Origin of the sequence: Plectonema cf. radiosum LEGE 06105 (assembly GCF_015207665.1) — a bacterium.
Lineage (GTDB): Bacteria > Cyanobacteriota > Cyanobacteriia > Cyanobacteriales > Nostocaceae > Rivularia > Rivularia radiosa_A.
Genome location: NZ_JADEWL010000010.1, coordinates 1 through 12,726 on the forward strand (window position 1 = coordinate 1; position 12,726 = coordinate 12,726).

Here is a 12,726-nt window from a genome sequence, read left to right on the forward strand (position 1 = left end):
CCTTGTCTTCTATTCCCTCAACTCATCCAATGGCAAATATTCGCGTAATGCTTCTAATTCTGCGGCTTTGACTATGGGAATTGAGAATACTGGCTGATTTTGGCAGGAAAATAGTTCTTCTAGTTTATTTAAAGCTGATAATCTACCGCACAATAACAATTGATCGCGGTTTTGCAGCCGGGTTTTACTTTCGGGATAGCGAAGAAATTTTCCTTCCCTTCTGATTGCTTGTATTTCTACAGCGTATTGTCGGCGAATGTCTAAATCGGCAAGGGTTTTACCTAATACGGGGGATTCCGAATCGAGTTTTACCCACTGACAAGCGCTGTTTTCTCCGGGTACGGTGGCTTTTCCTGATGCGAATTCTTCTAATGCGGCTATTTCTTCGGATGAACCAACTACTAAAAGCCTGTCTCCTTCTTCTAAAATAGTTTTAGCGTCGGGATAATCGATTTCTTCTCCTATGGTGCGTTGAATTGCCATTAAACTTACGCCGGTTAAATAGCGCATATCGGCTTGTTCTAAGGTCATTCCGACTAAGGGGGAGTTTGTTGGTAAAGTATACCAGCGTTTGTTTAAATCGGCTGTAGCACGTCGTAAAGCACGGGCTGCTTCGGAGGCTGATTGTTCGGGACGAAAATCTAGATAGTGACGTTGACGGATTTCTTGAATCTCTTGCTGTACCAATATTGCTGAAAGACCAATATCTGTTAACAGAAAGGAAACCATTTCTAAACTAGCTTCAAATTCCGGCTGTACAACTTCTCGCGCTCCTAATTGATAAAGTGCTTCAATATTTTTGTTATTAGTGGCACGGACGACTATATTTAATTCTGGGAATAATTCTAAACCCCGTCGTAAAGTCAGACGAGTACTCATCGGATCGGGAAGTGCGATCGCCATTGCTTTGGCTCGATTGATTCCTGCTGTTTCTAATACATGAAAACTTACGCAATTTCCGTATACATAAGGGATGGAGGCTTCCCGTAACTGTTGAATTATCCTTTCGGATTGGTCTATAACTATTACGGGCAGTTGATGAGAAAGTAGCACTTTAACTAAGTTTTTACCGACCCTACCGTAACCGCAAACGATGATGTGGTCTTTAATTGGTAAATCATCGGCAACTTCGAGGGGTTTTCCTTCACCGTTGAGATAGGGTTGTAACCAAGGCATTGTTTCTGCCCAGTCAAATAAAATTGGCAGTAAACGCAGTACGAAGGGCGTTAAAACTAATGTTACTGCCGTTGTACCTAATATAAGTAAATATACTCGGCGAGATACTAGCCCTAATTGTTGACCTTCACTAGCAAGTACAAAGGAGAATTCACCAATTTGAGCTAGTCCCAAACCACAAATTAAAGCCGTTTTTAGGGGATAGCGGAATATTTTGACTAAAGGAGTAATAATTAAAAATTTACCGATAAATACCAGGGTTACCAATCCCAAAATTAATTCCAGATTTTTCCATAAAAATATCGGATCAATCAACATCCCCACCGCAGCAAAGAATAAACTAGCGAAAATATCCCGCACAGGTTCAACATAAGTTAAAGTTTGGTCGGCATATTCCACTTCGGAAATCATCAAACCGGCGACAAAAGCCCCCATTTCAATGGAAAGTCCCAACTGTTCCGTTAACAGTGCAATTCCCAAACACAACGCCACCACACCCAATAAAAATAACTCTCGGCTTTCTGTCTGAGCCAGCAATCGCAATAAAGGGGGAATCAACCAAATTCCTGTAGCCACAGCACCCGCAGCGAATAAACCAATCTTTAACAGCGCCATTAATACCGCAATCGCAAGGGTTTCCGCTGGTTGATCGAGAGCGGGTAATACCGCTAACATCAATCCCAATGCTAAATCCTGCACCACTAGGATTCCCAACATCACCTGTCCGTGGGGAGTTTCCGTTTCATTGCGTTCCATCAAGCACTTTAGCACCACCGCAGTGGAAGACAAAGATAAAATTGCTCCCAAAAACACACCTTGAACCGGGGAATCTACCCAACCTACCCCCACAGATACCAGAGTCGTGATTGCGATCGTTAAAATAATTTGTAACCCACCACCACCCAAACTAATTTTCTTAACCTTATTGAGTTCTGCAAAGGAAAATTCCACTCCTAGGGCAAACAGTAAGAAAGCTACACCAAACTGTGCTAAAGTTTCAACTTGGATAAACTCCTTAATTAATCCAAATCCAGCGGGACCTATAAGCATCCCACCCACGAGATACCCTAATAACACAGGTAAACCCAAAAGTGAAGCAAACAGTCCCCCACCCGCAGCAACAGCGAGAACCGAAACCAAATCAACGATTAATCTAAAATCTTCTTGCACAAGTTTATAAAAAAATATCAATAACTCTTTTTACCAGCATACAAAGTTTTGTGAAGACTCGCTTAGGAATCAACAGTTAGGAGGAAGGGAGTTAGGAGGAAGGGAGTTAAGAATTAGGAGGAAGGGAATTAGGAGTTTTTGACCTTTGACCTATAACCTTAAACCTTTGACCTGTTAAAAAACCATTTCTTTCAAAGCCGTTTCTAAATCTTGAGTTAATTGAGCTACAGATTGCTTTGCACCTTGACGGTTTTGTCGGTAAACAGTAGCGCGATCGCTAATGTCAATTGGTTGTCCGACGGTAATTGTTGATTTACGGAATCCTAAGCGAGGACGACGAGGATTAATATTTCCTTTAATTCTGGCAATGGCATCAAATAAAATTAAGGTTGTTTCGGCGAATCTTTCAAAACAAGGTTTTTCTTGAATATAAGTACCTTTCATGACAACAAAACTTTCTACTAAACGCATATGCAGCATCCGTAAATCGGCTTCTGCTGCAATCCAATCTGCTAACCCTTTTTTGACAGGAGATAAATGTTTAAATTTATCTGGTTCTTCGCGATAAATATAATTCCAACCTGCTTCTTCTAAACGTCTACACCGCTCAATAATATTTCCCGTTTTCTTAATTCCAAAATAGTCTTCTCCTACTTGTAAAGATACATCTAATAATTTTTTTAATCTAAGAGTAATATTTTCTTCTCTACTATCACAATCTTCAGATAAATCTGGTAAATGACGATGATAAAAACAACGATAAAAATCTTCCATTTCTGAGAGTAAATACTCTCCCAATCGCAACAAACGTTCTGAATATAATTTTTCTGGTTGTTCTGTAGTGGCAATTCCTACTGTTTGTTTTGATAACCCACAATCTGCTTCTAATTTACTTAACAACCAATCTAGTTTTGACCATTGAGGATTAATGTAGTGATATTGAATATTAATCGGAACAACGATTACTCTTTCAATCCGGTTAGCTTTTGCTAAATCCTCTGCACACCAAAACGCTAATTGAGCAACACCAGGTTCGAGAGGACTAATAATTTCACTATGACCATTTGTTGCACCTTCAGGAGCAACTACTAAAGGGAATTTACCATTAATTAATAATTCTCTAGTTTTTTTAATTGCTTGTAAGTCTAGAGTTTTACCTCGATGTACGGGAATTCCTCCTAACTGAGCAAACAACCAACCGAGCCAATCACCAGCCCAGATTGTCATACCTCTGTCATACATAAAATGATTGTGAATTGGAAGTTTTAAATTAATCTTTTGTTGACGAGCAATCTGAGGTATTCCGCGAGAAAATAAATACAAACCACTCAGAGGGTCGTCTACTTCACAATGACGAAAGGCTAAAATTAAACGAATTTTTCCTAACTGGAATTGATGGTAAAGATTAACTAAAATTTCTCCATTCAATATTTCAATTTTGGTAATTCCTGATGGTAGCCAAGGTCGCAACCTAAAACGTTGTAAAATTGGCAACGACCAATGAATAAGTCTAAGAATCAAGGGGTTAAAAGTTGGGGGAATAAAATCTAATTTTGGTTGAGCGCTAGGAACCATATCATGCTTTAAAATTCAAATGATGAACTAGAAACTGGTATTTCAATCTCTTCAACTTCATCAACAACCAAAGTATCAAGAGTATCCCAAATTTGCTGCAACATCGACTGTAAACCTTCACCAGTTACTGCCGAAATTAGAAAAACCGGAGCGTAGGAAAGATGATTTAATTGGGTTGCTAATGCTTCTAAATCAACACTTTCTTTATCTACAGCATCAATTTTATTCAAGGCGATAATTTGGGTTTTTTCTCGCAATTTCCGTCCATATGATTGTAATTCCTGCACTATCGTCTTGTACTCGCCAATTACATCTTCACTAGTTGCATCAATTACGTGTAGTAATAAACGGGTACGTTCAATGTGACGCAAGAAATCATGTCCTAATCCCGCGCCTTGGGAAGCACCTTCAATTAATCCCGGAATATCCGCAAAAACCGTACCATCTCCGGTAGGTTTCCTTACAACACCTAAATTAGGGATTAAAGTAGTAAAAGGATAATCGGCAATTTTGGGACGTGCTGCCGATAAAGCCGAAATTAAAGTAGATTTTCCGGCATTTGGTAATCCAATAATTCCGACTTCTGCTAACAGTTTCAACTCTAAACGTAACGCTTTAATTTCTCCATCCAATCCGGGTAAAGCGTATTCGGGTGCGCGGTTGCGGTTGCTCAAAAAACACTTATTTCCTAATCCACCTTTACCGCCTTGAGCAACTAATAAAGTTTGTCCGGGTTTTGTTAAATCACCAATTAATTCGTCAGTTTCCCCATTATAAACAGCAGTACCACAGGGAACTTCAATTAATAAATCATCTCCAGATGCGCCGGTACAATTTTTCGGACCGCCGCGAGAACCGTTTTGCGCTACGAAACGACGTTTGTATCTAAAGTCCAACAAGGTTTGTAGATTTTCAGAAGCAGCTAAAATTACCGAACCACCGCGTCCGCCATTTCCTCCCGAAGGACCGCCAGCAGGTACGTACTTTTCCCTACGAAAAGCTACCATACCATCACCGCCTTTACCTGCTTCTACTTCAATTTTTGCTTGATCGATAAATTGCATAATTATAAAAAATGGGAATGGGTAATTGGTAATGGGTAATTGGTAATGGGGTTCGGGGGCAATTCCCAGCAATTAATTACCACTCAATATCCCAAATCAAGTAAACTATATTATCACTATTCCGAAGTGAAGTCATCATAATTAAATCATAACTTACGCACTCGTTAGGCATTTCTAATGGTTTGAGATGAACTTCACCTTACGGGTGAATGCTTCCGTTCGGTCGTAATGACATAAATAGGTTATCCGTGCGTAAGTCGTGATTAGAAGTATTTTTCCTTCTATCTGTAGGATAGTTGTCTTTTCACTTTAATACTCAAAATTTCAACCCCCAATCACCCATCCCCAATTACCCATTACCAATTACCCATTACCCTTTCAAACTAAATATATTCCGAAATATCCTCATTACAATCATCCGCTAAATAGGACAAAGCACGGAAGCGTAAGCCTACGAGTTGTTCGTACAGGGGATTTATTTTGCACAAGGGAGGAATATGTACGATTTTGCGTCCAAACAGTTTGACATCTCGTTCAAAAGGACATTGACTAGGAATCATTTTGCATAAAAAGCGAGCCACTGTGGGGTCTTGAACGTCCAATCCATCAAGCCAATCTCGTAAGGGGTTTAAAGCTTCAATTGGCGGCTTTCCAGGAGGTGTGAGAGGTGAAGCAACGCTTGACGCAGCTTCTGCTGGTTGGGGATTTTCTAAAGTGTGGCGCAGAGATTCCAGCAGGTTTGTCGGCTCTCCCAAAGCTTCACAGAGTTTCTGCAATACTTCGTCTTCGCTCGGAGAATAGATTCCATCGGCAATAGCTACCATTACCGCAGTTCGCAAAAAGTTTTCTGCAATCGGGGTATTTTTACCCAAAATAGCAGCTAATTCGGACGGTGCAATCGCTTCAAATGATTCTACATTTACCCCAGGACTAAGTTTTTCTTGGGCGATCGCACTTATCAATTGCTTTTCTTGTTCGTCAAAATTTCCATCAGCCCAAGCAATAGTCAGCAGCCCACGCAGCCAAGCGGATATTTGCTCGCTGCTGTAGGGAGATTGAATAGCACTGGTCATAATTCACGTCTCTAACTTTCCCAAATACATATTAACTCGCTGTCTAACTATGTTTCTGATAGCTTATTGCCAATTAATATAAAAAATTTTTTCTGCTTGATATATACAATCAATCAACTTTCAATTCGTAGCATTAGCCTCAAAACTCTTATTTCTCATATTTTTCACAATAAACTTGCTTTCTAATCGTTAATTGATAATTTCTATTGATGTAAATTTATATTCATGATATTGTTGATAATTGTTTTTATTTATGTTTATGATATTTATAGAAAAAGTTCGCTGTTTGTGTCAACAGGTGCATTGTGAAAACCCAATTCAACCTCGGTACTATTCAAGAAACGCTATTAATTACCCTTTTGGCAAGAGCTAGAGAGCTTGAACAAGTCGAACCGACCCGCCCTATATTTTCATCCCAGAAGGTGTGTTGATGTATCTCAGCGAACAGCAAGTTAAGCATCTGTTTGATAAGCTTATTGAGAATTTTTTGAATCACGATTTGCCTTTGATTCTATCTCGCCGCTGATGCTGAAGAATCAACAGTATCCTGATTTGATAATTTTTGATTGGAGCATTTCTGATATTCGCGAGATTCAGAATTGTAACCCTGCTTATGTGGTGATGGAAGTTGTTACCGGAAGCAAATCTTGAAGCTAAATTTCTGCGACGTTTTTCATTAATAAATCGTTTGCTCTTCAAGTATATTCCCTTGCTCAGAAACACCTATCGTTTGGCATTATTTCAACTAAGTTGAATCACAATTACTAACTTCTTAAAAAGGAATAAATAATGTTTCATTTTGGCATCGAACATGAGGTTGCTTTCCTTGACAATGCTGGAAATTTTGCTGATTTTTCGCGGGTAAAGTTCGCTGATTTTAACCAAATAGTTGAAAAATTACCTGTTTACAAAGAAGATTACCCAGAATTACGAATTGGTGACGCTGGGATTAAAGAAAAGCGTTGGTATATAGAAGGTTTTGAACGCTTTACTGATTCCGAAACAGTTATCGAATGCGTACCCAAAGGCATCGAAATTAGAACGACTATAAATCCCGATATTCATAGTGCGATCGCTGAATTATCCGAAAGTTTTCGCTTACTAAAAGAAACAGCAGCAGAATATGGGTTTTTACCAGTATTAATTAGTTTTAATCCTCACCACGATACATTTGTACCCGATCCACCTTTAAACGAGTATGAAAGAATACGCAGACAGGCTTCTCCGGAGAAACAAACTGCGAATATTCCCATGCTTACTTATGGTCCGGATTTGAATATTTCTATGGTAGGGTTAACTACTGAACGTATTATTGATATTGGTAAAAAACTGACTTTTTACAGTCCTTATATTATTCCTTTTAGCTACAGTTCTCCATTTTATCAAGGTAAACTCTGGGAAGGTTTTTCTGTGAGAACTTTTATGAGAACGGGGAAAAGACCTGCGACAATGGTATTTGTGGAAAAACAAGAAGAACTGATCAAAAGCGTTCCCTCTTTAACAAAAATTGCCCGCATTCCCGCAGAAGTCGGCAGAATTGAATTTAAAGCTTTTGATAGCTGTAGTGATTTCTCTATCTATGCTGGATTATTAGCTTTATTAAAAGGTATTGTTTTGGACGAATCATTATCTGGTAGAGCAATTGTTCCCGATGCTGAAATACATCAAATTTCTGCACAAGAAGGTTTCGACAACGATGAGATTTTTAATACAGCAAAACAGGTTTTACAAACTGTAGAAACTGTATTGAAAGATGACTCTGATGTCCATTTACTCGCACCACTCAAAACTCTTTTAGAAAAGCGAAAAACTCCAGCCCACGAATTGATCCAAATATACAAACATACTAATTCTATCGAAGCAACTTTGAAACAAACTTACCATAGTTAGCAATTATCTATTAACCGTTGCTAGATTAAGAAATGGTTAAAGGTCAAGGGATAAAGGCAAAGAAAAACCATCTGGGGTTCTTACCTTTATCCTAAGACCTCTTTTGCAATTTAAAATTAATTAAGCTTTATTTCTTCTTGTTTTCTTGCTTGAACTTCTTTCCAAATATCGTCCCAACGTTCACTAATTAAATCTTGGAGTTTAGCTAAGTACTCCTCAGATTGATAATTATCTTCTTCATCCTCCCATTTACTTTCAGTAAATAGTAAGGTGGGTATATTCGATGTTACTTTAATCATGATAAACTTGACGACTCCAAGGACTATTGCAATTTTATAGCAACAACCAGACTAAGTTGTATGCTGCTTTACAAAAGATGATAGTAAACTACATTTAGATATACAACACTTCTCAGAAATTATAAGTAATTTCAAAACAATTTTTCAAAGAATATTGGTTAATTTTGTATTAAAAGTCAAGGAATGTAAATATATTTACGCGGAGAATTTTAATAATTAGTAGTTGTTGATACAAAATTCCATGATTTAGGTTTGTTGATTGTGACTCGTTAAATATTTTGTATTTGTAAAATAAGCACTAACTGAGTAAATAGTTATTACTTAGTATTTTCATAACAGCGGAATTATTGTTTAATTAATCTATAAAGATAAAAAAGACAAAGGATTGCTCTTATTTTCCGCAAAACCCAGAATACCGCGATCGCGATGTTCGTAGATTAATTTACCTTGAGAATCGAATAGAAAAGTTGCTCCCCGCTGTGTCAAATAAGAGGAATTTGGTACATAGGTATTCCAGTTGCTCAAAACTTCAGTCATATTTCGTAGACGTAGGGTTGCGAGTTCAAAAGGACGTTGAAAACCTGTTCCTCCAGCAGCTTGAAAAAACGAACCTTTGAGTGGTGGTAGAGGTGTACCGCTGATCACTTCCTCATCAGCAATTAACTGAGGAGCTTGTCTGTCACCTTTATAACCCCGAAAAACTTCCCTTAAAGTTCCTGGGCTACCAATCCCAGCACACATTAACATTAAATTCAACCAAGCTTTTTGGGAAGTTGAAAGCAAGGGGAATTGTATAGATAAACCACGATAAAGTTTTAAATTAGCGTGAATTTCAGCTAAGGAATCCACAAACAGCCATTCTTGAGGAAATCGGGTATAGTTACAAAATTTTATCCCAGAATTGCGATCGCCAATTCCTACCGCACGAATTGTGATTCCTTTAGCTTCTAGCTTTGCTTTTTCTTTTTGCAGCCACCAAGCATATTCTAGATTATCAAAATCACCCAACTGTGACCAAATAAGTACGAGTAAATGTGAAGCATTGGAGCAACCATCTAAAACGGGTTTAATTTCTCCATCGCTAATTCGTAAGCGTTGAGTTTGACTCAAAATCGAGTAAACATTTCCAGAATTTGAACTTTCGGTATTCATAAGGTGTGAGTAACAGTTTTTAGATATTATTTTATGACTATAAATAATCTTCAGTTCAACTAGCTTTTAACCTATTATCATTACGAATAGATTCAGAAATAGCTTCTACTAATAATAAACGTTCATTGATAGATAATTGAACAACTAAATTGAATAACATATCTACAGATTTTGTTCCCTGTTTATGAGAAAAATTATTAGATGATACTGATAAAGAATAAGTTTTGTTTTTGTTTAAATTATTCTCTAAATCTGTAAGTAGCGATTCTAGGAATAAAGTATCATTACTTAATTCAGAAGCTTCATCATCAAATTCATCATTATCTTCAATTTCTTCTAACCGTTCGTTATATCTATTAATTAGTTCTTTTAATGCTTCAACAATAAATTTTGTATCTTTAAATGATAGATTCATAAAAATTAACTTACCTTCGTAAAAGATTCACCAATTAATTTTAAAGCTTCTTTGTATTTAGATATCGGCATATTTTGAGATGGCTTCCATAACGAATGGTAATCGTGGTAAGGTATTCAGATTTTACGAGAAAAATTTTCTACAATATTTCTTGCTTATCCATCGCTAATTCGTAAGCGTTGAGTTTGAAACATTTTCAGAATTTGAACTTTCAGTATTCATAAAGTGTGAGTAAAAGTTTTTAGATATTATTTTAACTATGGGATTAAATTGGATTAGACACGAAAAGCAAAGCTAATTTTTCAAAATAATCTATATTAATCGTGTCTTAACCCAACATGAGTATTGTAAAAAAATCTACGAATCAATTTATTTGAATCGGCTGTTTTCTACCGATAGCAACAGATATTACAACAATTATTGCAGTAAAAATCATTAAATAAGTAATCTTTTCTTTAAGAAATAAAGCAGATAATAAAATACTTAAAAATGGTTGCAGTAACTGTATCTGACTGACTCTAGCAATTCCACCTATCGCTAATCCACGATACCAAGCAAAGAAACCGAGAAACATACTGATAATACTTACATAACCAAAGCCTAACCATGCATTAAGAGAAGCACTAATACCTTTTTCTAATATGATTAAAGCTACAGGAATAATTAATATTGGTACAGAAAATACCAAAGCCCAACAAATAACCTGCCATCCTCCAAGAGTTTTGGCTAATTCCCCTCCTTCAGCATAGCCAAATGCAGCTGCTATTACAGCCACAATTAAAAATATATCAGCAAACTGAATTGTTCCATTACCTTCAATCAATGCAAAGGTAACAATCGTTGTACTTCCCAAAAAACTTGCAATCCAAAAGCCTAAAGATGGTTTCTCGCCCATACGGAATGTTGCGACTATTGCAGTAGCTAAAGGCAAAATTCCCGTCACAATTGCTCCATGTGAAGCCGGTAATTGTTGCATAGCCCAAGCAGATAATAAAGGGAATCCAATAATTACTCCTCCCACAATAATTCCTAAGCTTTTCCAATATTGTCGATGTGGTATTGGTTGCCGAGTCAATCGTAAAAGTACTATAGCAAAAGCCGCAGCAATAACCGCTCGTCCTAAACCAACAACAATAGGGTCAAAATTTGTTACAGCAATTCGTGTTGCTGGTAATGTTCCACTAAATCCGAGAACTCCAAAAAAACCATATATTAATCCAATGGTTTCATGATTAATTTTGGTAATATTTTTACCCATTTTACTGTTAATAATTCAATTTTAAATCAATTTCACTCATAATTAATTATCTGAAAAGGTACAGATTAACTAAATTTGACTAGTACAGTTATGAATAAATGTAACTGTTCTAGCCAAAAAACTCTTAACTGTACCGTGTATAGCGCTAAAAAATCGCGTATATTACAGATAACGATTTATCAATACTTAGCCGTGAAGATTCCTTTAGATAGAAAGTCACGCAAACCGATATATTTACAAATTAAAGATAGAATCAGTCGTTTGATAAAATCTGGAGCATTGCAACCAGAAGAACGTTTACCTTCAATTCGTTGTTTAGCAGAAAAGTTGCAAGTAAATAAATTAACAATTCTGGAAGCTTACAGTATTTTAGAAGCGGATGGAATTATTTTTGCTCGTCAGGGTTCCGGCTATTTTGTTAATCAATCAAATACTATTTATACTAATATAAAATCAACTTTTGCACCAGCACAAAACGTAATTATTTCCGAAGGTGCAGGAAATTCTTTTTTTGAAATTCATATGAGTGCTGTACAAGCACAAGCTAAAAAAGAAATAATTAATTTTAGCTATGGTGTACCTCGTCCTCCTCAAGATATAGCATTAATTGGTAGACGTACAATCACCAATGCTGTTGATAATTTATTTGCTTACGATGTACCTCAAGGACAATTAACTTTACGCAAACAAGTCGCTCAAATTTTGGTACAACAAGGATTAGAAGTCACGTCAGAAAATTTGATTATTACCAACGGCTGCGAACAAGCTTTATCACTAACAATGCAATATTATTTGCAAAAAGGTGATTGGGTAATTGTCGAAACTCCAACTTATCACGGCGCGATCGCAATTTTAGAAAATATGGGAGCCAGAATAATTGGTATTCCCATGAATGCTGAGGGAATGAATCTTGAATTATTAGAAAAATACCTCAAAAGTCATCGCCCTAAGCTCATTTATACCATCAGTACTCAACACAATCCTACAGGAATCGCTACATCACAAAGCCATCGTCAACAACTTCTACAATTAGCAGAACAATACCAATGTCCTATTTTAGAAGATAATGCCTACGAAGGATTAAATTTTGAACCAGTACCACCACCCATCAAAGCTTTAGATAAACAAGATTTAGTAACTTACGCTGGGACATTTTCTAAAACATTAATCCCCGGTTTAAGAGTTGGCTATATGGTAGTAACGGGAAAACATTATCAACTCTTAGTTGAACGTAAATTAATGCATGATGTTCACACATCTACAATTTCTCAAGCAATAGTCAGCGAGTATCTGGCTTCCGGACATTATCGCCGTCATCGTAGAAGATTGCAAACCGAAAACCTTCTCAGTCGTAATACAATGCTACAAGCAATGGAAAATTATTTCCCCCAAGAAGCTAAATGGACAGTTCCGAATGGTGGATTATTTCTGTGGGTTCAATTACCACTTAATTTTGATATTTCACAAATCCGTAAACAAGCAATAGAACAAAACGTTTTATTCGCTTCAGGTTCGGCATTTTTTCCGAATCAACAAGGTTATCCAGCAATGCGACTCAGTTTTTCTAACACCTCAGAAACAGAAATTGAGTTAGGAATCTCTATTTTAGGTAAACTACTTAAAAAGCATCTTCTTAGCGTACCTTTGCGCTAAC

At 36.9% G+C, this 12,726-nt stretch carries 10 protein-coding genes; 2 read left to right on the forward strand and 8 right to left on the reverse strand.

The features are described from left to right. Positions 1–9: 9 nt before the first annotated feature. The 4 genes from IQ247_RS04840 to IQ247_RS04855 all read right to left on the reverse strand — a co-directional run bounded on the left by IQ247_RS04840 (position 10) and on the right by IQ247_RS04855 (position 6,058). The gene (locus IQ247_RS04840; protein ID WP_193917595.1) at positions 10–2,346 is read right to left on the reverse strand and encodes a monovalent cation:proton antiporter family protein; all 2,337 of its coding nucleotides are present in this window, start codon (positions 2,344–2,346) and stop codon (positions 10–12) included. Between the two features lie 174 nt (positions 2,347–2,520). Next, positions 2,521–3,921, reverse strand: coding sequence for a 1-acyl-sn-glycerol-3-phosphate acyltransferase (locus tag IQ247_RS04845; protein ID WP_193917597.1), 1,401 nt, complete (start codon positions 3,919–3,921; stop codon positions 2,521–2,523). Positions 3,922–3,929: 8 nt separating this feature from the next. Further along, positions 3,930–4,985 carry a GTPase ObgE gene (obgE, locus tag IQ247_RS04850; protein WP_193917599.1) on the reverse strand — a complete coding sequence of 352 codons (1,056 nt, stop codon included), beginning with the start codon at positions 4,983–4,985 and terminating at the stop codon, positions 3,930–3,932. A gap of 383 nt (positions 4,986–5,368) precedes the next feature. After that, on the reverse strand, positions 5,369–6,058 hold the full coding sequence (locus IQ247_RS04855; RefSeq protein ID WP_193917601.1) for a Mo-dependent nitrogenase C-terminal domain-containing protein: 690 nt from the start codon (positions 6,056–6,058) through the stop codon (positions 5,369–5,371). Between the two features lie 789 nt (positions 6,059–6,847). Here IQ247_RS04855 and IQ247_RS04860 point away from each other — a divergent pair. Beyond that, positions 6,848–7,948 (forward strand): glutamate--cysteine ligase, encoded by a 1,101-nt coding sequence (locus IQ247_RS04860; RefSeq protein ID WP_193917603.1) that lies wholly within the window; start codon positions 6,848–6,850, stop codon positions 7,946–7,948. 116 nt (positions 7,949–8,064) lie between these two features. On the opposite strand, the gene IQ247_RS04865 is transcribed toward IQ247_RS04860, so the two are convergent. The 4 genes from IQ247_RS04865 to IQ247_RS04880 form a co-directional block, all read right to left on the reverse strand. Then, the gene (locus tag IQ247_RS04865; RefSeq protein WP_193917605.1) at positions 8,065–8,247 is read right to left on the reverse strand and encodes a hypothetical protein; all 183 of its coding nucleotides are present in this window, start codon (positions 8,245–8,247) and stop codon (positions 8,065–8,067) included. 360 nt (positions 8,248–8,607) lie between these two features. After that, positions 8,608–9,399: a peroxiredoxin-like family protein gene (locus tag IQ247_RS04870; RefSeq protein WP_193917607.1), complete on the reverse strand. Its 792-nt coding sequence runs from the start codon at positions 9,397–9,399 to the stop codon at positions 8,608–8,610. A 55-nt stretch (positions 9,400–9,454) separates the two neighbouring features. Next, positions 9,455–9,814, reverse strand: a complete 360-nt coding sequence (locus tag IQ247_RS04875) for a hypothetical protein (RefSeq protein WP_193917609.1) — start codon at positions 9,812–9,814, stop codon at positions 9,455–9,457. Between the two features lie 364 nt (positions 9,815–10,178). Next, a complete protein-coding gene (locus IQ247_RS04880; protein WP_193917611.1) occupies positions 10,179–11,072 on the reverse strand; it encodes a DMT family transporter in 894 nt (297 codons plus the stop codon). A gap of 90 nt (positions 11,073–11,162) precedes the next feature. Here IQ247_RS04880 and IQ247_RS04885 point away from each other — a divergent pair, with 90 nt between their 5' ends. Further along, a complete protein-coding gene (locus IQ247_RS04885) occupies positions 11,163–12,725 on the forward strand; it encodes an aminotransferase-like domain-containing protein (protein WP_228059488.1) in 1,563 nt (520 codons plus the stop codon). Position 12,726: the final 1 nt, after the last annotated feature.

Coding starts and splice junctions, on each gene's coding strand:
- obgE (WP_193917599.1), bottom strand. CDS start 4,985: ATGCAATTTATCGATCAAGCAAAAATTGAAGTAGAAGCAGGTAAAGGC.
- IQ247_RS04865 (WP_193917605.1), bottom strand. CDS start 8,247: ATGATTAAAGTAACATCGAATATACCCACCTTACTATTTACTGAAAGT.
- IQ247_RS04855 (WP_193917601.1), bottom strand. CDS start 6,058: ATGACCAGTGCTATTCAATCTCCCTACAGCAGCGAGCAAATATCCGCT.
- IQ247_RS04870 (WP_193917607.1), bottom strand. CDS start 9,399: ATGAATACCGAAAGTTCAAATTCTGGAAATGTTTACTCGATTTTGAGT.
- IQ247_RS04885 (WP_228059488.1), top strand. CDS start 11,163: ATGAATAAATGTAACTGTTCTAGCCAAAAAACTCTTAACTGTACCGTG.
- IQ247_RS04845 (WP_193917597.1), bottom strand. CDS start 3,921: ATGGTTCCTAGCGCTCAACCAAAATTAGATTTTATTCCCCCAACTTTT.
- IQ247_RS04860 (WP_193917603.1), top strand. CDS start 6,848: ATGTTTCATTTTGGCATCGAACATGAGGTTGCTTTCCTTGACAATGCT.
- IQ247_RS04875 (WP_193917609.1), bottom strand. CDS start 9,814: ATGAATCTATCATTTAAAGATACAAAATTTATTGTTGAAGCATTAAAA.
- IQ247_RS04880 (WP_193917611.1), bottom strand. CDS start 11,072: ATGGGTAAAAATATTACCAAAATTAATCATGAAACCATTGGATTAATA.